The organism is Actinoplanes sp. CA-142083 (genome assembly GCF_050942195.1).
GTDB lineage: Bacteria > Actinomycetota > Actinomycetes > Mycobacteriales > Micromonosporaceae > Actinoplanes.
In genome coordinates, this window is record NZ_CP192076.1 from 6,933,523 (window position 1) to 6,956,449 (window position 22,927).

Below are 22,927 nucleotides of genomic sequence, written 5' to 3' on the forward strand. Positions count from 1 at the left end.
CAGGGTCGCCGGCCAAACGGCCGATCATGTCAGCGGCGGTCCCGGACCGCGCAGCACCCCGGCGACCAGGTCGGCGGCGACCTCCCGGAGTTTGCGGTTGGTGCGCTGCGAGACCTGGGTGAGGATCGTGAACGCCTCCTCGGCGGTGCAGTGCCGGCGGCCCATGATGATGCCCTTGGCCTGCTCGATCACGGCCCGGCTGGCCATCGCCGCCTGCATGTGCTGGGCGAGGGTGGCGGTGGTGTCGTACCGGTGGGCGTTGGCCAGCGCGACCGCCGCGTAACCGACGAAGGTCTGCGCCAGCGCGACCGTGTCGTCGTCGAACGCCCCGGCGGCGCCGTAGATGTTCAAGGCGCCGCTGACGTCGTCCAGGATCGGCAGTCCCACCGACAGCACGCTGCCCATGCCGGCCTCGGCGGCCCGCGCCGCCCAGCCGGACCAGCGCGGGTCGGTGGCGGCGTGCGGCACCGACACGGTCGCGTGCCGCGCCGCGGCCTCCAGGCATGGGCCGGCGGCCTGCTCGTACTGGTACTCGTCCAGCCGCAGCGCGGTCTCGCCGGTCTGCGCGGCGGTGTGGGCGCGCTCGCCCCGGACCAGCGTGACGGACACTTCGGCCGCACCCGGAAGCGCCCGCCGCGCCAGCTCGGCGACCCGCTGCAAGACCCCGTTGAGGTCCGTTTCGCCCAGTTTGATCCGTCCCAGTTCGGCGAGGGCGGAGAGGGAGTCGAAAGGCTCGTAGGCCATGAGCGTCAAGAACCCCATGCAGCGGAATCGATCGTGATGCTCCACGGAGCACGAGACTCCGGATCGGCGCCGCTGTTTGACGCTCGAAGCCGGCAGAGCCGGCCGCGGATAGAACATAACATCGGGCCGGCGCTCACCGTTCGACGGCCAGCACCCCGAGGACACCGCATCGGCACAGCACGTAGTCCACCGCTTGGCCGACCCCGGTGAGCAGCAGTTTCCGGCCCGACCCGGCGGCCGCCACCTGTGCCCGCACCAGCGCGCCGACGCCGGCCGCGCCGAGGAAGCCGGTCTTCGAGAGATCGCAGCGGACCACCCGCCGGTGTTCCAGCGCCGCGAGGAGCTGATCGCTCAGCAGCGGGGCGGTGTCGCGGTCGATGTCTCCGTCGACGACGACCCGGGCGTCCTCCGCGCCCTCCGCGTGCCAGGTGATCCGGGCCAGCACGGTCCCGTCGAAGCCGATCACCGCCGAAGGATCGCAGGATTCGTACGCATACGACCAGGCCACCATGGGCAAACCCCTCCCGTCGACAGTTGACGGGCACCCTGTTTGACCCGCCCTCACGGTAACCGCGAATCGGCGGCACGCAACTCGAAGCGCCCGGACGGGAACACGGTCATGACTACGAAGCCGCTCGACCCGGCCGGCGCCTTCCACGAGCTCGGCCGGATCCGGTTGGGCGAGACCGACCTGGCCGGCGTCCTCGACCGGGTGTCGCATCTCGCCGCCCGGGCCGTACCGGGCGCCGCCGAGGTCTCGGTGACGCTGGTCCGCGACGGCTCGGCCCGCACCGCCGCGCACACCGGCCAGCCGGCCCTGGTGGTCGACGAGTGGCAGTACCGCTGCGGGTACGGGCCGTGCCTGGACGCCGCCGAGTCCCGTACCTCGATCGTGGTCGCCGACACGACGGCCGAGCGGCGCTGGCCCGGCTGGAGCGAGCGGGTCGCGGGCCAGGGCATCCGCAGCACGATGTCGGTGGGCCTGCCCGTCGGGGAGCCGGTGACCGGCGCGCTCAACATCTACGGCACCAGGCCGGATGCCTTCGACGAGGACGCGGTGGACATGGCCGAGACGTTCGCCGGTTACGCCGCCGTGTGCCTGGGCAACGCCCACCTGTACGAGACCACCATGGCCTTCGCCCGGCACCTGGAGAAGGCGCTCGCCGGCCGGGCGGTCATCGAGCAGGCCAAGGGCATCATCATGGGCCAGCGGCACTGCACCCCCGACGAAGCGTTCGCGGTGCTGTCCAAGGCCTCCCAGGCGTCCAACCGCAAGCTGCGCGAGGTGGCGACCGACCTGGTCCACCGCGCCCAGCACCCTCGATAGTTGTCCCGCGCCGTGCCCCTGCCCGACGACGAGGGCGAGGTCACCGCATGGGCCGGCACCGCCACCGGGACCGCCCGGCCCGCGCCGGAGCCCGCCTGACCACGCGGCCATCCTCGCCGGCGAGTGCGGAAAGCACCACCTCCGGGAGCACGACCCATCCGTCCACGGCGGCCAGCAGCACCTGGAGGAGGTCGGCCGGCTCGCTGCTCTTGGGCAGGAAACCGGAGGCGCCCGCGCTCAGGGCGCCAAGCACCGCGGCGGGATCCGGGTCGCTCGACATGGCGAGCACCCGGACCCTCTCGTCGGCCTGCCGGGCCGCCACCACCGCCCGCAGGCCACCCGGCGGCGGCATGTGCAGATCCACCAGCGCCACGTCGGGCAGCGACCGGCGGACCAGTCCGCCCGCCGACGCGGCATCGCCGGTGCTCGCCACCACGGCGATCCGGCCGTCGCTCATCTCCGGCAGCAGCAACTCCAGGCCGCGGACGAACATGGGGTGATCGTCGACGACCGCGATCCGGACGCTCGGGGGCATAGGACCCGGATGCCCCGTGCGAGCGGATCTCATGCGAGTCTCCGCTAGGGCATCGGCTGCGGATCGGCAGTCGGGCCGTGGACGACGGGCCGGCCATCGGCCCAGTCGACGCGGTCGAGCCACATCTGCCGTCCCGGGCTGATGCTGCCGATGCCGTCCGGTGGCCACGCGTGATAGAGCAGCCAGGTCGTGCCGTCCGGCAGCGTCACCGGGTAGCAGTGGCCCGGGCCGGCCGCCGCGTCCGACGAGCGCAGGATCGGGTTCTCCGGCGCGTCGTGGCACGGGCCCATCGGGCCGTCGCAGGTGGCGTATCCGACGGCGTACCCGTCGGAGTCGAAGGCGCCGCCCGAGTAGAACAGGTAGAGCCGCCCCTCGTGGCGCAGCATCTCCGGCGCCTCGATCACGGCACCCTGCCAGGGCTTGTCGTTGGTGAGCAGCCGGACCCGATCGCCGGTGAGCGACAGCCCGTCCGGGGCGAGCCGCTGGGCGTACAGGTGGGACGGCACGCCGATGTGGTTGCCGTCGTTCTTCCAGTAGAGATAGAGGGTGCCGTCCTCGTCGCGGAACGGGCTCGCGTCGATCGAGCCGCCCTCGTCGGCCTGGCAGATCAGTGGCTCGGGCGACGGGTCGGCGAACGGGCCGTGCGGGTTGTCGGCGACGGCCGCGCCGATGCACTGGCGGTCGGCCTTGTTCCAGCGGGCGGTGTAGTAGAGCACGTACTTCCCGGCCTCGGTGCGGACCACCTCGGGCGCCCAGGTGTTGCCGGTTTCCGCCCATGCGCCGACCGACGGGAGCACGTCCCCGGCCTCGGTCCAGTTGACCAGGTCGGTGCTGCTCAGCAGCGGCACGTTCTGCGACGCGTTGTTGGTGCCGTAGGCGAACCAGGTGCCGTCCTCGTGCAGCACGCCGGGGTCGGGGAAGTTCTTGTCGAAGACCGGATTCTGGTACGTCATGACGGCGGCTCCGGTGGGTGCGGGGGCGGTGTCGCTGCAGGCGGCCAGGGCGAGCGCGGCCACCAGCAGCGACGTCGAACGCTTCACGAGCGATAGATCCGGAAATAGTCGAACTGTGCGGTCACCGGCGGAGTGGCGCCGCCGTGCGCGTCCAGGCCGATCCGCAAGGGGGCGCCGGCCGGGAAGGTCCACACCCCGCCGAGCGTCCAGGCGCGCCCGTCGGTGCTCGATTCCGACCGCAGCAGATGCTCACCGGTGGCCGGGTCGAGCCGGTGCACCAGCCGCAGCCAGGTCGTCGTGGCCGGCGTTCCGAGGGTGATCCCGCCGTAGGCGAGCGAGCCCGCGTACGGCAGCTCCCGCCCGTACTCGATCTGCCTGGTGTTCCAGATCGACACGACATCGAGCCGGGCGAAGTCGTCGTCGCCGGCGTAGGCGATCATCCCGGCCTGCTGGTAGTTGCGGACATCGTCGACGCCGAGATCGAGGGTCAGCTTGGTCTCGGCCGTCCAGTTCCCCGAAGGCGGTTGGCGCAGCAGCACCGAGGCGTTGTTGCCCGTGCCGGTCAGGTCGCCGCCCTCGACCGGCCAGTTGAGACTGCCGCCGGAGACGGTGACCGCGGCGTCGGGCCGCACCCAGCTCCACCCGCCGCCCAGCGAGTCCCCCTGGAACTCGTCGGACCACGCCAGCCGTCCCAGCGCCGGCGCCGGCGCCGCATGGGTGACGGGCCGGTAGAGCCGCTGCACGCTGAAGTTGTCCACATCGCCCCGTCCGACAAATCCGATAAATCCGGATCGGGAGGCGGGGAGCGACAGGGACACGATCGGTCCGTTCTGCCGCGCCTCCGTCAACTCGGCGACCAGCCGATCTCCGCGCACCGAGACGGCCAGGTTGTGCCAGGTGCCGTAGTCAAGGCCCGCCGGCAGAGGCGCCGACGCGCGCGCCGCGCCCGAGCTGGCTACGAGCCGCCCAGCAGCCCGGTCGATCACGACTTGGGCACCACCGACGAGGAGTCCGACCGAGGACCCGCCGCCCGGCGCAGACCAGGCCGCCGGTCCGACGCCCGCCACGGACCCGGCCGCGGCCCGCGCCGGCAGCCGGAGGTCGGCCTCGACCCGCACGTCGCCGCCGGGCGACGGGCGCAGCGCGGTTCCGCTGCCGGTCGCGTAGCCGTCGGTCACCCGCCAGCCGCCCGGCAACCAGGACGGCCGCCGGTCGAAGGTCTCCGCCCCGGTGGCTACCGGCGCCGGCTGCGGCGTGTCGGACGGGCCCGCGCCGGCCCGCACCACCGGCCACCCCGAGATCCAGTCGAGGCGGTCGAGCAGCATCGGGCGCCGGTTGATCCCGAAGGGCTGGTCCAGGTAGGGCTGGTGGCGGTCGATCGCGTGATAGACCAGGTAGTCCTGCCCGGACAGATCGGTGACCAGGCCGTTGTGCCCCGCGCCGATCCACCGGTTGCCGTTCTGCGTCACCACCGGCGTGCCGCCCACCCGCGAGTCGAGCAGCGACACCCCGCGCGCGTCCACAAACGGCCCGAGCGGCGACCGCGACCGCCCGGCCGACACCGAATAACCGGTCGCCGGCCCCGCGCAGCAGTTCGCCGACGAGGCGAACAGGTAGTACCAGCCGTCGTGGCTGACGACGTAGGCGCCCTCGTACTTGTTGTCGAGAGCCACCAGGGTCGGCGCACCCACCGCGCTCAGCCCGTCCGGAGCGAGCTGCACCACCGAGATCCCGCCGTAGTAGCTGCCGAAGTACAGGTATCGCGTGCCGTCGGCGGCCGTGAGCTCGGCGGGGTCGATCGTGCTCAGGTATCCCCCACCGCCACCCGGCCGGGGCGCCACGACCGGCGCGGCCTGCTGGGTCCAGGGCCCGGCCGGCGCCGGAGCGGTGGCCACCCCGATCGCAAAGTCCGAGTTGTCGGGAGAAATAGTGGTATCAGTAACGGCGTAGTACATGACATACCGGCCGTCCAGGTAGCGAACGTCCGGCGCCCAGTAGGACGCTCCCGGAGCGACATAGGGCGCCGACGGACCGGTCAGGGCGTCCCCGACGTAGGACCACGTCACCAGATCGGTGGAGCGCGACATGGGGATGTGGTGCGCCGTGTCACCGGACCGCAAGGGGTCGCTGGTGGCGTAGGCGTACCAGTAACCGTCCTGGCCTCGGATCACCGTCGGATCGGCGAAGGTGTCGGCGAAGGACTGCGACACGGGATTGACCAGCAGGCTCACGAACAGCAGCAGCGCGCGGAACATGAGATCACCCCTTGATTCCGGTGTGCGTGACGCTCTGGATGACGTGCCGCTGGGCGGCCACGAAGAGGATGAGCACGGGCACGCTGGCCACCACCGCCCCGGCCATCGCGATCGGATAGTTGGTGGTGGCGGCGTTCTGCAGGTTGCCCAGGCCGGCGGGCAGGGTCAGCCGGTCGGCGCTGAACAGCACGTAGAGCGGCCACAGGAAGTCGTTCCAGTTGGTCAGGAACGACAGCACCGTCAGCGTGGCGAGGGCGGGCCGGGCCAGCGGCAGCACGATCCGGGTGAAGATCTGCCACTGGTTGGCGCCCTCGATCAGCGCGGCCTCCTCGAGGTCGGCGGGCAGCGCCGAGAAGAACTGGCGGAGGAAGAAGACGCCGAACGCGCCGCCGGCCGACGGGACGATCAGCGCCCACAGCGAGTCGAGCCAGCCGAGCTGGCTGACGATCAGGTAGTTGGGCACGAGGAACAGGAAGGGCGGCACGAACAGCGTGCCGACGACCGTCGCGAACATCAGCTTGCGGCCGCGGAACCGCAGCCGGGCGAGGGCGTACGCGGCCATCGCGTCGACCGCCACGATCAGCACCGCGTTGGCGGTGGCCGCGATCAGGCTGTTGACGAACCAGCGCAGCACCGGCGTGGCCGAGTTGGTGGTCAGCACCGTCGAGTAGGCCTCGCCGGTGGCCGGGCGCGGCAGCCAGGACAGCGGCAGCGCGGTGGCGTCGTTGTTGGTCTTGAAGGAGGTGGTGAGCATCCACACCAGGGGCGCCACGAAGATCACCGTGAGCACCGCGAGCGTGAGCCAGAAGAAGAACCGGCCGGCCCTCACAACGACCTCCGTTGGGTCAGGCGCAGGTTGAGGACGCTGACCCCCAGCAGGATCAGCGCGAGGATGTAGCTCATCGCGGCGGCCATGCCCTGGCGGTTGTTGGCCAGGCCGGTCTCGGCGATGTACATGATCGCCGTCCGGGTCTCGTTGGCGGGCGCGCCCTTGGTGAGCAGGAACGACTGGCCGAACATGTTGGCCGAGGCCAGGATCGTCACGGTCGTCACGAACGCCATCACCGGCCGCAGCCCGGGCAGCGTCACGTTGCGGAACTCGTCCCACTTGGACGCGCCGTCGACGCGGGCCGCCTCGTACAGCTCCTGCGAGATGTCCTGCAGGCCGGCCAGGTAGATGACGGCGTTGAAGCCGAGCGTCCACCAGACCGTCATGCCGATCAGCGAGATCCACGCCCACGGCAGGTCGGTGGTCCACGGGATGGCGCGGCCGAGGTAGTAGTTGACCAGGCCGATGTTGGGGTCGAGCACGAAGCGGAAGAGGATGCCGACCACCGCGACGCCGAGCACGTAGGGCGCGAAGAACACCGCGCGGAAGAACGACCGGCCGGGGAAGGCGCGGTTGAGCAGCAACGCCACCCCGAGCGGGCAGACGATCAGGAACGGCACGCTGAACACCGTGAAGATCCCGGTGGCCAGCATGCTCTTCCAGTAGTCGCCGCTGTCCCGGCTGCCCGGCGTGAACAGGTCGATGTAGTTCCGCAGCCCCACCCACGGCTTGCCGGGCAACAGGTAGTTGTAGTCGTGGAGGCTGACCCAGAGGCCGAAGATCGCCGGGATCAGCACGAACCCCAAGAACAAGATCAGGAAAGGCAGCAGGAAGAGGTACGGCGTCAGCGGCGCGTTACGCGGTACGCCGTTCTTCCCGCTCGCCCGGCCGGCCCGGCTCTCCTGCCGGGCCGGCGCGGTGTCGACGGCCATGATCAGGCCCCGTACTTCTTCTTGTTGTCGGCCAAGATCTTGTTGGCCTTGTCGGCCGCCGAGGTCAGCGCGTCCGCCGGCGACTGCTTGAGCAGCACCGCGCTCTGCACGCCGGTGTAGAGCTGGGCGAGCGCGTCCCCGATGCCGGCCACCGACGGCGGGAAGTGCGTGTACTGCACGTCCGCGGCGAACGACTGCAGGTTGGTCAGGGCCTTGAAGTCGGCGCTCTGCGCGAGGTCGTTGCGGGCCGGCACCTTGGCGCTCTTGGCCCAGGCCGCCGCCTGCTGGGTGAACCAGTTGATGAAGAACCGGCTGGCGTTGGCCTTGTTCGCGTCGTTGTCCTTCTTGCGGGGCAACACGAACTGGTGGCTGTTGCCCCAGACGCCACCGGTCGAGCCGATCTTGGGCAACGGCGCAGTGCCGATCTCGTACGCCTTGAGCGCGGTGACGTCGTTGACCTGCCAGATGCCCTGCCAATTGAAGACGTTCCTGCCGTTCTTGAGCGCGATGTAGTCGGCGTCCTGGCCCACGTTCTTCGGGCTGTACCCGTTCTTGACCAGGTCGACCATCCAGGTCAGCGCCTGCACGCCGGCGTCGGAGTTCCAGGTGGCGCTCGCGTTGTCCGAGCTGAAGACGTCCCCGCCGAACTGCCAGAGCAGCGACTCGAACTGGAAGCCGCCGGTGAACTGGAACGGCGACACCCACGAGCCCTGGATGCCCTTGCTCTTCAGGGCGTCCAGCTGGGACATGTACTCGTCTTTGGAGGTCGGTGGCTTCTCGGGATCGAGGCCCGCCTTCTCCATGACCGTCTTGTTGTAATAAAGACCCAGATTGTGTACGTCGATGGGAATGCCGAACCGAGTGTTCTGGTACACGCCCCCGTTCCAGACGGCCGGCGCGAAGTCCGACTCCTTGAGCCCGAGCGCCTTGGCGACGTCGTCGATGGAGACGATCACCTGCTGGGCGGCCTGGGTCGGGATGTCGTCGATGTGCATCGCCGCCACGTCCGGGCCGTTGCCGCTCTGCACCGCCGCGGGCAGCTTGGTGAAGAAGTCCGCCCACTGGAAGACATTCATCTTCACCTGGACGTTGGGGTTGGCCTTGTTGAACTGGTCGACCATCGCCTGGGCGGTCTCGCCGTCACTGCCGGTCCAGCCGTTCCAGAAGGCGAGCGTCACGCTGGGGCCGCTGTAGCTGGCGCCGCCGTTGCCGCCGGCCGGCGCGGCCTGCGGGGCCTTGGAGGTGCCGCCGCAGGCGGCGAGGGCGAGCGCGGTTCCGGCTCCGCCGGAGAGGGCGAGGAAGCGGCGACGGGTCAAATCGGACATGGGTATCTCCTAGGCGTCGTGGTGGTCGGTGGAGAACTCGAGGACGTTCCAGGAAGCGGGTGGGAGCTCGACGGTGAGCTGACCCGGCTGGACGGGACGCTCGCCCGTCAGCAGCCGGTGGGACTTGAGGGCGGCGCCGGAGAACGCGCGCAGGTCGGCCGAGAGCGTCATCGGCGCGGTGCGGTCGCGGTTCACGGCGAACACGACGACCGCGCCGGTCACGGGGTCGTGGCTCGCCGCCGCCGTGAGAGCGGGCACCGGCCCGTACGCGTCGGTGTCGATCTGATGCGTGACCGGCTCCACCCGGAGCGCGTCGCCCCGCGCGAGGCCCGCCATGTGCGCGAACGGATGGAAGATGGTCTGCTTGCGGGCCGGACCGCCGGGTTCCGTGCGGATCGGGGCGATGACGTTGGCGAGCTGCGCCTGGCAGGCGATGCCGACCCGGTCGGCGTGCCCGAGCAGCGAGATCAGGTACGTGCCGACGACCACCGCGTCGATGTCGGAGTAGTCGTCCTCGATCAGCCGGGGCGCCTGCCGCCACTCCAGGGCGGCCTCGCCGTGCCAGTCGCGCTGGTACCAGACGTTCCACTCGTCGAACGAGACCTTGAGGCGCTTGGGGCTGCGCAGCTTGGCCTTGACGTGGTCGGCGGTGGCGACCACCTCGTCGATGAAGGCATCCATGTCCACGGCGGACGCGAGGAAGCTGTCGGTGTCGCCGTGGTGCTCCTCGTAGTACGCGTGCATCGAGATGTAGTCGACCTGGTCGTAGCACTGCTCGAGGACGGTCGCCTCCCACGAGCCGAACGTCGGCATGTGGCGGCCGGAGCTGCCGCACGCGATCAGCTCGATCTCCGGGTCGAGGCGGCGCATGGCCCGCCCGGTCTCGGCGGCGAGCCGGCCGTACTCGTACGCGGTCTTGTGGCCCATCTGCCAGGGCCCGTCGGCCTCGTTGCCCAAACACCAGAGCTTGATCCCGTACGGCTCGGCGTCGCCGTTCTTGATCCGCTGGTCGGAGAGGCGGGTGCCGCCCGGGAAGTTCGCGTATTCGAGCAGCTCGACCGCCTCGGTCAGGCCGCGGGTCCCGAGGTTGACCGCCATCATCGGCTCGGCCCCGAGCCGCCGGACCCAGGCCATGTACTCGCCGAGGCCGAACTGGTTGGTCTCGATCGAGCGCCAGGCCAGGTCGAGCCGGGTGGGCCGGGACTCGCGCGGCCCGACGCCGTCCTCCCATCGGTAGTTGGAGACGAAGTTGCCGCCCGGGTAGCGCACGACGGTCACGCCCAGCTCACGGGCCAGGTCGAGCACGTCCGTGCGCAGGCCGAGCTCGTCGGCGGCGGGGTGGCCCGGCTCGAAGACGCCGGTGTAGACGCACCGGCCCATGTGCTCGACGAGCGAGCCGAAGAGCCGGCGATCGATGCTGCCGATCCGGAAGGCGGGATCGAGGGTGAGCTGCGCGACATTCACGTTGGTGTTTTACAACGTTGTATACATCGTTGTAAAGAGCCGGGCTAGTATCCTGATCCCGCTGATGAAGGAGGCCGCCGGTGGGCGCGAGCATCAAGGACGTCGCCCGGCACGCCGGTGTCTCGGTCAAAACGGTCTCCAACGTGATCAACGACTTCCCGTTCGTCTCGGCGGCGACCCGGGCCAAGGTGCAGCAGTCCCTGCAGGAGCTGGACTACCGGCCCAACCTGTCGGCCCGCCTGCTGCGCGGCGGCCGCACCGGCGTGGTGGCCCTGGCGGTTCCCGAGATCAGCTCGCCGTACTTCGCCGAGCTCGCGGCCCAGTTCGTCCAGCACGCCAAGAGCCACGCCTGGACCGTGCTGATCGACGAGACCCAGGGCGCCCGCGACAGCGAGCGGATCGTCCTCGACGGCATCAAGTCGCACCTGGTCGACGGCCTGATCGTCAGCCCGCTGGCGCTCACCGCCGGCGACATCAACGCGCGCCGCGACAGCACCCCGCTCGTGCTGCTGGGCGAGCGGCTCGCGCACGCGCCGGTCGACCACGTCAGCATCGACAACGTCGACGGCGCCCGGGCCGCGACCGCCCACCTGCTCTCGCTCGGCCGCCGCCGGATCGCCGCGATCGGCAGCCAGCCGCACGTCTCCGGCGGCACCGCGGCGCTGCGGCTCAAGGGCTACCGCGCCGCCCTGCGCTCGGCCGGCGTTGTTTTCGACGGGAAGCTGGTCATGCCCGCACCGAGCTACCACCGCGCCGACGGGTACGCGGCGATGAACGCGCTGCTCGACCTGTCGTCCCCGCCCGACGCGGTCTTCTGCTTCAACGACCTGATGGCGATCGGCGCGCTGCGGGCGCTGCACGGGCGCGGGGTCCCGGTGCCCGCCGACGTCGCGGTGATCGGCTTCGACGGCATCGAGGAGGGCGACTTCCACACCCCGTCGCTGAGCACGATCCGGCCGGACCGGGGCGAGATCGCCCGGCTCGCGCTGGGCCTGCTCGACCGGCGCATCACCAGCGGCGCCGAGACATCGGCCCAGGAGGCGTACGCCGGGTTCGAGCTCCTCGTGCGGGAAAGCTCGGCCTGCTAGGTTGTTGGCATTCTGCCAACAAGGGAGCGCCCATGGACCGCGACGAGGCCCGGACCCACATCGCGGAGATCCGCGCCGCGGGCGGCAAGACGACAATCGACGAGCTCGACGAGATCTGGGCGGCGCTCGCCACCGTCCGCCCTTCGGAGATGCTCGGCGACTGGGCCGGCAGCGAGTTCGTCACCGGCCACCGCTTCGAGGGCCAGCTGGCGAAGGCTCGCTGGCACGGCAAGTCATTCACGTCGCTGACCGACGTGGCCCCCATCGTGTGCCGCGACGACGACGGCAACCTCTTCGCCAACACTTCGCTGGCCAAGGGCGGCGCGAGCCTCTGGACGGTCGAGTTCCGAGGCGAGGCCACTGCCACGATGGTCTACGACGGCCAGCCCGTCCTCGACCACTTCAAGCGCATCGACGACCGCACGCTGCTCGGCGTGATGAACGGCAAGGGCGTCCGCGACAACGGCCGGTATTACTACTTCCTGCTCGAGCGGTCTTCTTGATGCGGATCCGCGCCGCGCTCGTCTCCTGCCCTGGCGGCCCTTTCACCGTTCGCGACGTCGACCTCGCGCCGCCGCGCGACGACGAGATCCTGGTGCGGCTCACCGCGGCCGGCCTCTGCCACACCGACCTCACGATGCGGCACGGCTGGCGGCGGTTCCCGATGGTCTTCGGCCACGAGGGCGCCGGCGTCGTCGAGGCCGTCGGCGAGTCGGTGACCGGTTTCGCCCCCGGCGACACCGTCTGCTTGAGCTACCGCAGCTGCGGCGCCTGCGAGCAGTGCAAGGCCGGCAGCCCCGCCTACTGCCGGCGCAGCGACCTCAACATGCGCGGCACCCGCGCCGACGAAAGCACCCCGCATTCGCTCGACGGCGCCCCCGTCTACGGCAACTTCTTCGGCCAGTCGAGCCTCGCCACCCACGCCCTCGCCTACGCCTCGAACACCGTCAAGATCCCCGCCGACTTCCCGTCGGCCCTGACCGCGCCGCTGGGATGCGGAGTCCAGACCGGCGCCGGAACCGTCCTCAACGTCCTGCGCCCCACCCCCGGCGAGACGATCGCCGTGTTCGGCGCCGGCGCGGTCGGCCTCAGCGCCGTCATGGCCGCGGTAGCCCTCGGCTGCGACGTCATCGTGGTCGAGCCGGTTGCCGCGCGGCGCGACCTGGCCCGCGAGCTGGGAGCGGCGGCCGCGATCGACCCCGGCGACGCCGCCGCCCCGCCCACGAGCCCGGCCCACTACGCCATCGACACGACCGGGCGGGCCGGCGTCATCGGCCAGGCCGTGCGAGGGCTGCGTCGGCGGGGCATGCTCGCGCTGGTCGGCATGGGTGGGACGGCGGAGCTGGACATCATGACCGTGATGGCCAACGGCATCGCGGTGCGCGGGGTCATCGAGGGGGACGCCGACCCGGCCACATTCATCCCGCGCCTGATCGAGCTGCATCGGCAGGGGAAGCTTCCGCTCGAGAAGATCGTCGCGGAGTATCCGTTCGAAGAGGTGGAGACGGCTGCCCGGGACGCCGCTTCCGGTCGTACGATAAAACCGGTTTTGATCTTTTAGTCGGCGTCAGGACGATGAGCGCCACGGCCAGCGCGATCACCGCGGTGCCGGCGATCACTCGGGCATCGAGGGGCTCGCTCAACAGCCACCATCCCAGGAAGACGGCGACGACCGGGTTGACGAAGGCGTAGGTGCCGGCGATCCGCGGCGCGACGTGGTCGAGCAGCCAGGTGTACGCGGTGTAGGCGATCAAGCTTCCGAAAACGATCAGGTAGCCCAGCGCCAGCAGCGACCGCCCGGTCACCTCGACGCGCGGGACCTCGCCGGCGAAGGCGGCCAGCACCCCGAGGATCGCCCCGGCGCTGACCATCTCCACGGCACTCGTCATCAGCGCGTGCGACGGTCGCGGCGCGTGCACGGCGTAGACCGACCCGAGCCCCCAGCACGCCGCCCCGCCCAGCGCGACCGCGGCCGCCAGCAGGTCGCCACCGCCGCCGGGACGGACCAGGATCGCCACCCCGGCGATACCCGCCACCAGGCCGATCGCCACCGGGGCGGTGATCCGCTCGCGGTCTGCCACCCGGCGCCCGAGCACGATCCACAGCGGAATCGTGGCCAGGAACAGCGCGGTCGTCCCGGACGGCAGCGTCTGCTCGGCCCAGGTGGCGCCGCCGGTCCCGGCCGCCGGCAGCAGCAGACCCTGGATCGCGCCGGCCCGCCACTGCCGACGGTCCGGCATTGTCCACCGCTTGTACCGGCAGTACGCGAACAGCAGCAGTCCCGCGATCAGGAACCGGACGGCGTTGAGGGTCAGTGGTGGCATCGCCTCGAGCCCCACTTTGAGCGCCAGGTAGGTCGAGCCCCAGACGACGTACACGATGAGCAGCGGTCCGACGAAGGTCATGACTGTTTCCTTCCCCGTCCCGGTTGGCAGCTGTGCCATGCATCCGGCAGTTCGTGCCAAACTAGGGGGATGCTGACCGACGTGGCCGTCGTCGTGACCGAGCCGGTGCCGGCGTTCGAGCTGGGCATCGTCAGCGAGATCTTCGGGCTGCCCCGGGCCGACCCCTCGCTGCCGCGCTACTCCTATGCCGTCTGCGCCGAGCGCCGCACCCCGATGCGCACCTCCAGCGGCTTCGCCGTCCAATCCACCCACGACCTGTCCCGGCTGGCCACCGCCGACCTGATCGTGGTCACCGGCGCGGCGCCACCGGTGCCCCCGCCGACGCCGGCGCTGGCCGGCGCGCTGCGGCAGGCCGCCGACCGGGGCGCGACCGTCGCCGCGGTCTGCACCGGCGCTTTCGTGCTGGCCGCCACCGGTTTGCTGGACGGCCGCACCGCGACCACGCACTGGGCCTACGCCCCCGAGCTGGCCCGGCACTATCCGGCCACCACGGTCGACCCCGACCGCATCTACGTGCTCGACGGCCCGATCGCCACCAGCGCCGGCTCGTCCGCCGCGATCGACCTGTGCCTGCACCTGATCCGCCGCGAGCACGGCGCCGACGTGGCCACCCGCGTCGCCCGCGAGCTGGTCGTGCCCGCCCACCGCAGCGGCGGCCAGGCCCAGTTCTCGGCGGCGCCGGTCGCGCTGCCCGGCTCGGGCGACCTGGCCGGCCTGCTCGACTGGGCCGCCGACCACCTCGGCGACGACCTGACGGTCGAGGCCCTGGCCCAGCGGGCCGCCATGTCCACCCGTACGTTCATCCGCCGCTTCACCGCCGCGACCGGCGCCACCCCCGGAGCGTGGGTGCGCGAGCAGCGCGTCCGGCAGGCCGAGCAACTGCTCGAAAAGGACAACGCGACCATCGCCGCGGTCGCCCGCCACTGCGGTTTCGGCAGCCCCGACACGTTGCGGCGCCAGTTCCGCCGGGTGCGCGGCGTGACCCCGGAGGCCTATCGGGCGGCTTTCCGGGACTGAACATCGCCGCCGCTTACGGTAGCCGGAACGTCCCGACCAGCTCGCGGAGCGGCCAGGTCCTTGACCTCGCCGGCGACCACCGCGAAGCCCTTGCCCATCTCGCCCGCCCGGGCCGCCTCGATAGTGGCGTTGAGCGCGAGCAGGTTGGTCTGCTCGGCGATCGCGGTGATCACCTTGACCACGTCGCCGATCTCCTGGCTGGAGGCGCCCAGCCGGGAGACCGTCTCGGTGGTCGTGGCGGTCACCGTGACGTACGTCCAGCCGCGGCGTGAGATCGCCGGCCGCGACCGCCGACATGACCTCGCCGGCCTCGGCGAGCGGCCGGGTGATGCTGCGCGTGCTGCGCCAGGCGACCAGCACGGCGACGACGATGGCCGCGGCCAGCAGGCCGCTCATGAGCAGGATGAAGTTGCCCGCCGTTTGCCGGGCCGCGGCGGTCTCCTTCTGGCTCATCGACTCCTCGAGGTCGATAAAGACATTGATCACCCGCAGCCACTCGACGAACGCCGGCTTGGCCTGCTCGGTCAGCACCTTGATGGCCTCGGCGTCGTTGCCCGCACGCCGCAGGCTCACCACCTGCTCGATCAGCGGGAGGGTCTGCGCCTGCACCTTGTCGATTTCGGCAAGCGCCATTTCGCCGACCGCACCACGTCGGCGGCGCCGTCACCGCCGGCAAACCGGTTCGCCATCCCGGCCATCGGGGTATGCGACATCCATGCCGGTCGAGGAGAAAGCGCGGGAGAAGACGTTCTTCGGGCAGCCGCGGGCGCTCGCCAACCTGTTCGGGGTCGAGCTGTGGGAGCGGTTCTCGTTCTACGGTATGCAGGGCATCCTGCTGATCTACCTGTACTACGAGGCCTCGCGCGGCGGTCTCGGCATCGACCAGGACACCGCGACCAGCATCGTCGGCGCGTACGGCGGCTCGGTCTATCTCGCCACCGTGATCGGCGCCTGGCTCGCCGACCGCGTCCTCGGCCCCGAGAAGGTCCTGTTCTACAGCGCCATCCTGGTCATGTGCGGCCACCTCGGCCTGGCCCTGCTCCCCGGGGTGGCGGGCGTCGCGATCGGACTAATCTTCATCGCGCTCGGCAGCGGCGGCGTCAAGGCGACCGCGACCGCCATCGTCGGCACGCTCTACGCCGAGGGGGATCCGCGGCGTGACGCCGGCTTCTCGCTGTTCTACCTCGGCATCAACGTCGGCGCCTTCCTAGGACCATTGCTCACCGGTCTGTTGCAGAAGGATCTGGGATTTCACTACGGCTTCGGCGCGGCGGCCGCCGGCATGGCGGTGGGTCTTATCCAGTACGCCATGAGCAGGCGTTCCCTGCCCGCACGCGCCCGCGAGGTCGCGAACCCGCTGCCCGCCGGCCGGCGCCCGTTGGTGGCCGTCATCGCCGCCGCCGCGATCGTCCTGATCGCCGTGCTGGCCCTCACCGGCCTGCTCCCCGCCGAGCACCTGTCCACCATCGTGGTCGTCCTCAGCATCCTGGTGGCCGTCGCCTACTTCGCCGTGATCCTGAGCAGCCACCGCATCGACACCACCGAGCGCCGCCGGGTGATCGCCTTCATCCCGATGTTCATCGCCAGCGCCGCCTTCTGGTCGCTCTACCAGCAACAGTTCACGGTCGTGACGATCTATTCGGACCAGCGCCTGGACCGCACCATCCTCGGCTGGACCATGCCCGTCTCCTGGGTCCAGTCCATCAACCCCATCATGATCATTATCCTCTCCGGCGTCTTCGCCGCGCTGTGGCTGCGCCTGGGCGACCGCCAGCCGTCCAGCCCGGTGAAGTTCGCCCTCGGAACGGCCACCATGGGCGTGGCTTTCCTGCTGTTCCTGCCGTTCGCCGGCACCGGCCCGAACGGCGTTCCCCTGCTCGGCCTGGCCGGCATCATCCTGGTCTTCACCATCGCCGAGCTGCTGCTCTCCCCCGTAGGCCTCTCCCTGTCGACAAAGCTCGCCCCCGACGCGTTCCGCACCCAGATGGTCGCCCTGTTCTTCCTGTCGGTGGCCCTCGGCACGGCCCTTTCCGGCACGCTGGCCACGTACTACAGCGAGGACCACGAGGTCGCCTACTTCGGCATCCTCGGCGCGATCGCCATCGTGCTCGGCTTCCTGCTGTGGCTGATCCGCAAGCCCTTGGAGCGCCTGATGGGCGGCGTCCGCTGACCCACCACGCCGGATCCACCTGGGCCAGCCGCTCGGCCTGCTGTGCCCCTTGCGCCCCCCGCGCCGCGCACCGCCGCCCGCCCACGCCGTGCCCCTTGCGCCCCCCGCGCCGCGCACCGCCGCCCGCCCACGCCGCGCACCGCCGCCCGCCCGCACCGCGCACCGCCGCCCGCCCGCACCGCGCACCGCCGCCCGCCCGCACCGCGCACCGCCGCCCGCCCACGCCGTGCACCGCGCCCACGCCGCGCGCTTTCCGCCGCGCCACCCCTCGCCCCACTGCCCGCGCCTCCCACCCGCGTCGATCTTGATGAGTCGTAGCGCAACGCGGACACCAATTCATCGGGCCGGCCGCGTCCACCCTCCCACCGCCCGATTTTTCACGATATTGCCGGCGGCCCGACGCTCCCTCACTGGCTGCTCTTGCCGCTCCCGGCCCGCCCGCGCACCAGCCGCACCCCCACCGGCACCACCGACACCGCCACGATGGCGACCAGAATCAGCTCGATATGCCCCCGCACAAACGGCACCCGCCCCAGAAAGTGACCCAACGCCGTAACCCCGCCCGCCCACAGCACCGCACCCACCACGTTGTTCCGCAGGAACGTGCGGTAGTGCATGTGCACCGCCCCCGCGAGGATCGGCGTGAACGTCCGCACCACCGGCACAAATCGCGCCAGCACGATCGAGCTCGCGCCATAGCGATCGAAGAACTGCCGCGCCCGCTCGTAGTGACCGGCACGCCGGCGCAGCGCCGCGGGCCCCACCCGCCGCCCGAAGGCGTACCCCACCTGGTCCCCCGCCACCGCCGCGACCGCCGCCGCCAGGCACAGCACCCACAACGGCGCCGGCGCCAGCAGGCCCGCCGCGAACAGCAGCGAGTCCCCCGGCAGGAAGAAGCCGATCAGCAGCCCCGACTCGGCGAAGACGATCGCCATGAGGCCCAGCAGCCCGAAGGCCGAGATCAGATGTTGCGGGTCAAGCAGGCTCATGCCCGCACAAGCTAGGTCCCCGAAGCTGAAGATTCGTTGAACGGCAGCCGGATCCGCATCGCCGCCCCTTCGTCCAAGGCGTCCGCCGTCAGCGTCCCCCCGTGCGCGATAACGATGTCGCGGGCGATGGACAGCCCCAGCCCTGCACCTCCGTCCGCCCGGGACCGGCTGTCGTCCAACCGCACGAATCGATCGAAAACCCTCGCGCGATCGTCCGGCGAGATCGGCGGCCCGTCGTTACCCACCACGATCTCGGCGACGCGGTCGGTCGCATGTAAGTCGATCGTCACCGTGCCGGCCGCATGCCGCGCCGCGTTGTCGGCCAGATTGCGCAGCACCCGCAGCAACGCGTCCGGGTCGCCGCCCATCCGAACCGGCGAGAATCTTGCTTGCACCGTCAGCGACGGATTGCGTTCCCGCGTCGCGGAGACGACCTCGTAGACCAGATCATCCAGATCGACGTCGCGCCGCCGTACGGGAAGATTGTCCAACCGCGCCAAGAGCAGCAAATCGTCGACCAGGCGCGCCATCCGGTCCGATTCCACGCGGATCCGGCGCACCGACCTCGCGGCCGGCTCCGGCAACCCGGCGCCCTCGAGCAGGTCGGCGTTGGCCTGCACGGTCGCGAGCGGGCTGCGCAGCTCATGGCTGGCGTCGCAGACGAACCGGCGCTGCGCGGCCGACGAGGCCTCGATCCGGTCGAGCATCGTGTTCATCGTCGCGGCCAGGGCGGCGATCTCGTCGTCGGCGGGCGGCACCGGCAGCCGCTCGTGCAGGTTGCGCGCGGTGATCGAGTCCGCGCGCCGACGCATCGCCTCGACCGGCCGCAGCGTGCGCCCGACGAACAGGAACGTGGCGCCGCCGACGATCAGTGCTAGCAGCGGCATGCCGACCAGCAGCGCCGCCAGGATCGCCGCGGTGCTGTCGTTGGCCGCGTCCAGCGACTGCGCCACCAGCACGATCCGGTTGCCGGACGGCGTGGCCACCCCCTCGGCCACGATCTGGAACTGGTCGTCGCCGACGTCGATCGGCAGGCGCCGGCGCTCCCGCGACAGGGCGCCGGGCGGCGGGCGCAGCGCCGAGACCGGCGCCAGCCCGCCCCACGCGGGTGACGCGGCCACGACCCGGCCCGACGGGTCGAGCACCTGGACGCCCGCGGAGGGGTGCAGCAGCGTCGGCAGGTCGGAACGGCCGCCGGCCAGCGCGGCGGCGATCTGCGCGGCCCGGTCGGTCACCGCCGAGCTGACGTTGTCGAGCAGGGCGATCCGGGCCGTGACCAGCAGCACTCCGCCGGCCAGCAGCGACGCGACCGCCACCACCACGGCGGCGGCGAGGGCGGACCGCAGCCGTACCCCCAAGCGGCGCCGCAGCGAGACCAGCATGGCCGCCACGGTAGCCCCGCCGGCGTACGCGTCGTGGTGGTCTTCAGCGGATTTTCAGGTGTCCGGGCGTCACCCTGGAGGCATGCGAGTGCTGGTGGTGGAGGACGAGGCGGCTCTGGCCGAGACGATCCGGGACGGGCTGACCGGCGCGGGCTTCGTCGCCGACGTCGTGCACGACGGGGTCGACGCGCTGTGGCAGGCCACCGAGGCGCCGCACGGGGCGTACGACGTGATCGTGCTCGACATCATGCTGCCCGGCCTGAGCGGCTACGAGGTTTGCCGCACGCTGCGGGCCCGCGAGGTGTGGACGCCGATCCTCATGCTCACCGCGAAGGACGGCGAGTACGACCAGGCCGACGCCTTCGACCTGGGCGCCGACGACTACCTCACGAAACCTTTCTCGTTCGTCGTGCTGATCGCCCGGCTGCGGGCCCTGGTCCGGCGGGGCGCCCCGGCCCGCCCGGTCGTGCTCACCGCCGGCGACCTGTCGCTCAGCCCGGGCGAGCGGCGGGTGCGGCGCGGCGATGAGCCGATCGAGGTGACGCCGCGGGAGTTCGCGATGCTGGAGTTCCTGATGCGGCACCCGGGCCAGGCGGTCACCAAGCGGGCTATCCTCGAGAACGTCTGGGACGCGCATTTCAACGGCGACCCCAACATCGTCGAGGTCTACATCGGCTATCTGCGCAAGAAGATCGGCCGCGAGTCGATCGAGACCGTCCGCGGTTCCGGTTACCGCATCGCCGGTCACGACACCGAGGTCTAGGGTGCCTCCTGCTGCGGGTGGGTGATCACCAGGACCGGGCGGGACGAGCGCTTGATCAGGTCGAGGGGGACGCTGCCGAGCAGCCGCGCCGCGACCGCCGGCCGGTTGCTCGACCCGACCACGATGAGGTCGACCTGGAAACGCTCGGCATACTCCAGAATGGCCGGCACCGGGCGGCCCGGCACCACTGCCGTTCCCGCCTCGACGCCGGCTTCCAGCAGGTGGCGGGCCATGCGCTCGGTCGCGCCGCGGGCCTTGTCGTCGAACACCGAACGAGGGACGGCGGCCAGTCGCTCCAATTCGACCCCGTCGGCTGCGACGACCGTGACGGCGGCGCCGGTCTGCCTGACCAGGCTGGTCACGGCGGCCGCCACCCACGGCTGATCGGCATCGGGTTTCGCGGCGACGACGATGAGCATGTCACGCAGTATTACCGCCTGACTGCGTTCCGTCGATAGGCTCACGACCATGGCAGACACCGTGACCCAGGCCGAGCCCTCCCTCAAGCGGGTCATGGGGCCGGGCCTGCTGCTCCTGTTCGTCGTCGGCGACATCCTCGGCACCGGCGTCTACGCGCTGACCGGCCGGGTGGCAAACGAGGTGGGCGGCGCGGTCTGGCTGCCGTTCCTCATCGCGTTCGTGGTCGCGCTCCTGACCGCGTGCAGCTATCTGGAGCTGGTCACGAAATATCCACGAGCGGCGGGCGCGGCGCTGTACACGCACAAGGCCTTCGGTCTGCACTTCCTGACTTTCCTGGTGACTTTCGCGGTGATGTGCTCGGGCCTCACCTCCGCGTCCAGCGCGTCGAAGGCCTTCGCGCAGAACTTCGCCGAGGCGTTCGACCTTTCGCTGAGCGAGGGCATCGGGCTGACCGCGGTCGCGCTCGGGTTCATGACGCTCATCGCGCTCATCAACTTTCGCGGCGTCGGCGAAAGCGTGAAGCTCAACGTCGTGCTCACCCTGGTCGAGCTGACCGGCCTGCTCATCGTGATCGGCATCGGGGCGTGGGCGCTGGGCGGCGGCGACGGCGACCTGTCCCGGCTCGGCGACTTCAACGCGGCCGAGGGCGAGAGCGCGTTCTTCTCGGTGACCGCCGCGACGGCGCTCGCGTTCTTCGCGATGGTGGGCTTCGAGGACTCGGTGAACATGGCCGAGGAGACGAAGGATCCGGTGCGCGTCTTCCCCAAGGTGATGCTCACGGGCCTGTGCATCACCGGGTTGATCTACGTTCTCGTCTCCATCTCCTCGGTAGCCCTGGTCGCGCCCGAGGAGCTCGGCGAGGGCGACGCGCCGCTGCTCAAGGTGGTGCAGGCGGGCGCGGCAAGTTTCCCGCTGTGGATTTTCGCGTTCATCACGATGTTCGCGGTCGCCAACTCCGCGCTGATCAACATGCTGATGGCGAGCCGCCTGCTCTACGGCATGGCGAACGAGCGGGTGCTGCCCAAGATCCTCGGCCGGGTGCATCGCGCACGCCGTACGCCATGGGTGGGAATTGTCTTCACCACGGTGATCGCTTTCGGTCTGATCTGGTTCGCCGACCTGACCGCGCTGGGCGGCACCACGTCGCTGCTGCTGCTCTGCGTCTTCACGGTGGTCAACATCGCGGTGCTGGTCCTGCGGCGTGACCAGGTAGAACACAAGCATTTCCACGCGCCGACGGTGATCCCGGTGCTGGGCGCGCTGGTCTGCGCCTATCTGGCGAGCCCACTTTCCGGCCGATCCACTGACGACTACCGCGTGGGCGGCATCCTGCTGGTGATCGGCGTGGTCCTCTGGGCGATCACCTACCTGCACCGCCGCGCGACAGTCAGCTAGCCGACGTATTTCCCGCGGGCGAAGGACCCACGTCTCTACGAAAAGTTTCCTTCGTCCGAGGAGCAGTCGTGCGCACTCGTCATTCCCTGACCGCCGCAATCATCGCGCTCATCGCCATCCTGATCGGCATCATCATCTCGCTGCTGGCCGGCCGCGGCCCCATCGCCAACGCGGAGGAGCCCACGACCACCCCCAGCGTCGCCGAGCCCGCGCCGCCGCCAATCCCGACGCGTACGGGCAAAGCATCGCACCCATCGAACCAGTCCCACGGCGGCTCCCGCCCGACGAAACCTTCCACGAAACCCGGGACAAATCCGCCCTCGAAGCAGCCGTCGAAGCCGCCTGCACGACCTCCCTTCCGCCCGCCGGTGGACCCGCCCGCCGCCACTCCCCCGCGGCTGGGCACGGCCACCATGCCGTCGGACGCCGACTGCGCCGTCTCCGGCGACGGCCAGGCGTTCACCGCCCGCTTCAGCTCGCTGGAGTCCGGCACCGACATCGGCCGCCCGAGCCGAACCCAGAAGATGACAATCCCGGTGACTGGCGACGGCAAAGGCAAGAACCTGCTGCTCACCTTGTCCGGCTACGTCTTCACCGAGCGCAACGCCACCGCCAAGTTGACGGTGACCATCAACGGCAGCACCACGACCATCGCCTACCAGCCGGGCCACGACACCGAGCTCATGCGGAGCCTCGACATCCCGCTACGCAACGTCCACTCACTCCGCATCACCATCAAGGTCGAGGTCCAGCCGGCCGTGAAGGACGCCGACGCCTACCTCAACGTCGCCGCCTTGGACGGCCAGATCGAGTGACCACCGGGGCCGCCCTGCGGCCCCGCGACCGCCCGGACGCCCGGCCACCCGGCCACAGGACCGCCCGGCCACCCGGCCACAGGGCCACCCGGCCACCCGGCCGCAGGGCCGCCCGGTCG

The 22,927-nt window shown here is 70.8% G+C and carries 21 protein-coding genes and 2 pseudogenes; 9 read left to right on the forward strand and 14 right to left on the reverse strand.

Going from position 1 to position 22,927, the window contains the following annotated elements:
* Nucleotides 1–24: 24 nt before the first annotated feature.
* Nucleotides 25–762, reverse strand: coding sequence for an ANTAR domain-containing protein (locus ACQPZX_RS31945; RefSeq protein WP_433363336.1), 738 nt, complete (start codon nt 760–762; stop codon nt 25–27).
* 115 nt (nt 763–877) lie between these two features.
* A complete protein-coding gene (locus tag ACQPZX_RS31950) occupies nt 878–1,255 on the reverse strand; it encodes an STAS domain-containing protein (RefSeq protein ID WP_433363339.1) in 378 nt (125 codons plus the stop codon).
* A gap of 108 nt (nt 1,256–1,363) precedes the next feature.
* Between ACQPZX_RS31950 and ACQPZX_RS31955 the strand changes: the two genes are divergently transcribed.
* Nucleotides 1,364–2,071 (forward strand): GAF and ANTAR domain-containing protein, encoded by a 708-nt coding sequence (locus ACQPZX_RS31955; protein WP_433363342.1) that lies wholly within the window; start codon nt 1,364–1,366, stop codon nt 2,069–2,071.
* A 40-nt stretch (nt 2,072–2,111) separates the two neighbouring features.
* Here ACQPZX_RS31955 and ACQPZX_RS31960 read toward each other — a convergent pair whose 3' ends face one another.
* From ACQPZX_RS31960 to ACQPZX_RS31990, 7 genes are read right to left on the reverse strand one after another with little or no spacing between them, the layout of a single operon-like run.
* Nucleotides 2,112–2,606, reverse strand: a complete 495-nt coding sequence (locus ACQPZX_RS31960) for a response regulator (RefSeq protein WP_433363345.1) — start codon at nt 2,604–2,606, stop codon at nt 2,112–2,114.
* Between the two features lie 44 nt (nt 2,607–2,650).
* Nucleotides 2,651–3,646 (reverse strand): glycoside hydrolase family 43 protein, encoded by a 996-nt coding sequence (locus ACQPZX_RS31965; protein ID WP_433363348.1) that lies wholly within the window; start codon nt 3,644–3,646, stop codon nt 2,651–2,653.
* Entirely contained in the window at nt 3,643–5,814 is a 2,172-nt protein-coding gene (locus ACQPZX_RS31970; RefSeq protein ID WP_433363351.1) for a family 43 glycosylhydrolase, read from the reverse strand. The genes ACQPZX_RS31965 and ACQPZX_RS31970 overlap by 4 nt, the downstream gene beginning before the upstream one ends.
* A gap of 4 nt (nt 5,815–5,818) precedes the next feature.
* Nucleotides 5,819–6,643, reverse strand: coding sequence for a carbohydrate ABC transporter permease (locus ACQPZX_RS31975; RefSeq protein ID WP_433363354.1), 825 nt, complete (start codon nt 6,641–6,643; stop codon nt 5,819–5,821).
* Nucleotides 6,640–7,575 carry a carbohydrate ABC transporter permease gene (locus tag ACQPZX_RS31980; RefSeq protein ID WP_433363356.1) on the reverse strand — a complete coding sequence of 312 codons (936 nt, stop codon included), beginning with the start codon at nt 7,573–7,575 and terminating at the stop codon, nt 6,640–6,642. The genes ACQPZX_RS31975 and ACQPZX_RS31980 overlap by 4 nt, the downstream gene beginning before the upstream one ends.
* Nucleotides 7,576–7,577: 2 nt before the next feature.
* Nucleotides 7,578–8,900, reverse strand: a complete 1,323-nt coding sequence (locus ACQPZX_RS31985; RefSeq protein ID WP_433363359.1) for an ABC transporter substrate-binding protein — start codon at nt 8,898–8,900, stop codon at nt 7,578–7,580.
* Nucleotides 8,901–8,909: 9 nt separating this feature from the next.
* Nucleotides 8,910–10,364 carry an alpha-N-arabinofuranosidase gene (locus tag ACQPZX_RS31990; protein ID WP_433363362.1) on the reverse strand — a complete coding sequence of 485 codons (1,455 nt, stop codon included), beginning with the start codon at nt 10,362–10,364 and terminating at the stop codon, nt 8,910–8,912.
* A gap of 80 nt (nt 10,365–10,444) precedes the next feature.
* Between ACQPZX_RS31990 and ACQPZX_RS31995 the strand changes: the two genes are divergently transcribed.
* The 3 genes from ACQPZX_RS31995 to ACQPZX_RS32005 are packed head-to-tail and all read left to right on the forward strand — an operon-like array spanning nt 10,445 to nt 13,013.
* The gene (locus ACQPZX_RS31995) at nt 10,445–11,452 is read left to right on the forward strand and encodes a LacI family DNA-binding transcriptional regulator (protein WP_433363365.1); all 1,008 of its coding nucleotides are present in this window, start codon (nt 10,445–10,447) and stop codon (nt 11,450–11,452) included.
* A 32-nt stretch (nt 11,453–11,484) separates the two neighbouring features.
* Entirely contained in the window at nt 11,485–11,955 is a 471-nt protein-coding gene (locus ACQPZX_RS32000) for a DUF4334 domain-containing protein (RefSeq protein WP_433363367.1), read from the forward strand.
* Entirely contained in the window at nt 11,955–13,013 is a 1,059-nt protein-coding gene (locus ACQPZX_RS32005) for an NAD(P)-dependent alcohol dehydrogenase (protein WP_433363370.1), read from the forward strand. Before ACQPZX_RS32000 ends, ACQPZX_RS32005 begins: the two co-directional genes overlap by 1 nt.
* Nucleotides 13,014–13,083: 70 nt before the next feature.
* Here the strand turns inward: ACQPZX_RS32005 and ACQPZX_RS32010 are convergent.
* Nucleotides 13,084–13,896, reverse strand: a pseudogene (locus ACQPZX_RS32010) (EamA family transporter); the annotation flags it as partial.
* Nucleotides 13,897–13,926: 30 nt separating this feature from the next.
* Between ACQPZX_RS32010 and ACQPZX_RS32015 the strand changes: the two are divergent.
* Nucleotides 13,927–14,874 carry a GlxA family transcriptional regulator gene (locus ACQPZX_RS32015; RefSeq protein WP_433363373.1) on the forward strand — a complete coding sequence of 316 codons (948 nt, stop codon included), beginning with the start codon at nt 13,927–13,929 and terminating at the stop codon, nt 14,872–14,874.
* 50 nt (nt 14,875–14,924) lie between these two features.
* On the opposite strand, the pseudogene ACQPZX_RS32020 reads toward ACQPZX_RS32015, so the two are convergent.
* A pseudogene (locus ACQPZX_RS32020) lies at nt 14,925–15,107 on the reverse strand (methyl-accepting chemotaxis protein); the annotation flags it as partial.
* Nucleotides 15,108–15,589: 482 nt separating this feature from the next.
* On the opposite strand from ACQPZX_RS32020, the gene ACQPZX_RS32025 reads away from it, so the two are divergent.
* Nucleotides 15,590–17,044, forward strand: coding sequence for a peptide MFS transporter (locus tag ACQPZX_RS32025; protein ID WP_433363376.1), 1,455 nt, complete (start codon nt 15,590–15,592; stop codon nt 17,042–17,044).
* A 407-nt stretch (nt 17,045–17,451) separates the two neighbouring features.
* Here ACQPZX_RS32025 and ACQPZX_RS32030 read toward each other — a convergent pair whose 3' ends face one another.
* Both ACQPZX_RS32030 and ACQPZX_RS32035 read right to left on the reverse strand, forming a co-directional pair.
* Nucleotides 17,452–18,033 carry a DedA family protein gene (locus ACQPZX_RS32030; protein WP_433363379.1) on the reverse strand — a complete coding sequence of 194 codons (582 nt, stop codon included), beginning with the start codon at nt 18,031–18,033 and terminating at the stop codon, nt 17,452–17,454.
* An 11-nt stretch (nt 18,034–18,044) separates the two neighbouring features.
* On the reverse strand, nt 18,045–19,415 hold the full coding sequence (locus ACQPZX_RS32035) for an ATP-binding protein (protein WP_433363382.1): 1,371 nt from the start codon (nt 19,413–19,415) through the stop codon (nt 18,045–18,047).
* 82 nt (nt 19,416–19,497) lie between these two features.
* On the opposite strand from ACQPZX_RS32035, the gene ACQPZX_RS32040 reads away from it, so the two are divergent.
* Nucleotides 19,498–20,178 carry a response regulator transcription factor gene (locus ACQPZX_RS32040; RefSeq protein WP_433363385.1) on the forward strand — a complete coding sequence of 227 codons (681 nt, stop codon included), beginning with the start codon at nt 19,498–19,500 and terminating at the stop codon, nt 20,176–20,178.
* On the opposite strand, the gene ACQPZX_RS32045 is transcribed toward ACQPZX_RS32040, so the two are convergent.
* The gene (locus ACQPZX_RS32045; protein ID WP_433363388.1) at nt 20,175–20,597 is read right to left on the reverse strand and encodes a universal stress protein; all 423 of its coding nucleotides are present in this window, start codon (nt 20,595–20,597) and stop codon (nt 20,175–20,177) included. The two genes, ACQPZX_RS32040 and ACQPZX_RS32045, sit on opposite strands and share 4 nt — an antisense overlap.
* A gap of 49 nt (nt 20,598–20,646) precedes the next feature.
* Between ACQPZX_RS32045 and ACQPZX_RS32050 the strand changes: the two genes are divergently transcribed.
* Complete coding sequence (locus ACQPZX_RS32050) at nt 20,647–21,993, forward strand: APC family permease (protein WP_433363391.1); 1,347 nt, start codon at nt 20,647–20,649, stop codon at nt 21,991–21,993.
* Nucleotides 21,994–22,061: 68 nt separating this feature from the next.
* Nucleotides 22,062–22,808, forward strand: a complete 747-nt coding sequence (locus tag ACQPZX_RS32055; RefSeq protein WP_433363393.1) for a hypothetical protein — start codon at nt 22,062–22,064, stop codon at nt 22,806–22,808.
* Nucleotides 22,809–22,927 lie beyond the last annotated feature (119 nt).

Bases quoted from the DNA above. Each gene is read 5' to 3' on its own strand.
- ACQPZX_RS31945 (WP_433363336.1), bottom strand. From the start codon at position 762: ATGGGGTTCTTGACGCTCATGGCCTACGAGCCTTTCGACTCCCTCTCC.
- ACQPZX_RS31950 (WP_433363339.1), bottom strand. From the start codon at position 1,255: ATGGTGGCCTGGTCGTATGCGTACGAATCCTGCGATCCTTCGGCGGTG.
- ACQPZX_RS31955 (WP_433363342.1), top strand. From the start codon at position 1,364: ATGACTACGAAGCCGCTCGACCCGGCCGGCGCCTTCCACGAGCTCGGC.
- ACQPZX_RS31960 (WP_433363345.1), bottom strand. From the start codon at position 2,606: ATGCCCCCGAGCGTCCGGATCGCGGTCGTCGACGATCACCCCATGTTC.
- ACQPZX_RS31970 (WP_433363351.1), bottom strand. From the start codon at position 5,814: ATGTTCCGCGCGCTGCTGCTGTTCGTGAGCCTGCTGGTCAATCCCGTG.
- ACQPZX_RS31980 (WP_433363356.1), bottom strand. From the start codon at position 7,575: ATGGCCGTCGACACCGCGCCGGCCCGGCAGGAGAGCCGGGCCGGCCGG.
- ACQPZX_RS31985 (WP_433363359.1), bottom strand. From the start codon at position 8,900: ATGTCCGATTTGACCCGTCGCCGCTTCCTCGCCCTCTCCGGCGGAGCC.
- ACQPZX_RS32000 (WP_433363367.1), top strand. From the start codon at position 11,485: ATGGACCGCGACGAGGCCCGGACCCACATCGCGGAGATCCGCGCCGCG.
- ACQPZX_RS32005 (WP_433363370.1), top strand. From the start codon at position 11,955: ATGCGGATCCGCGCCGCGCTCGTCTCCTGCCCTGGCGGCCCTTTCACC.
- ACQPZX_RS32015 (WP_433363373.1), top strand. From the start codon at position 13,927: ATGCTGACCGACGTGGCCGTCGTCGTGACCGAGCCGGTGCCGGCGTTC.
- ACQPZX_RS32025 (WP_433363376.1), top strand. From the start codon at position 15,590: ATGCCGGTCGAGGAGAAAGCGCGGGAGAAGACGTTCTTCGGGCAGCCG.
- ACQPZX_RS32030 (WP_433363379.1), bottom strand. From the start codon at position 18,033: ATGAGCCTGCTTGACCCGCAACATCTGATCTCGGCCTTCGGGCTGCTG.
- ACQPZX_RS32035 (WP_433363382.1), bottom strand. From the start codon at position 19,415: ATGCTGGTCTCGCTGCGGCGCCGCTTGGGGGTACGGCTGCGGTCCGCC.
- ACQPZX_RS32040 (WP_433363385.1), top strand. From the start codon at position 19,498: ATGCGAGTGCTGGTGGTGGAGGACGAGGCGGCTCTGGCCGAGACGATC.
- ACQPZX_RS32045 (WP_433363388.1), bottom strand. From the start codon at position 20,597: ATGCTCATCGTCGTCGCCGCGAAACCCGATGCCGATCAGCCGTGGGTG.
- ACQPZX_RS32050 (WP_433363391.1), top strand. From the start codon at position 20,647: ATGGCAGACACCGTGACCCAGGCCGAGCCCTCCCTCAAGCGGGTCATG.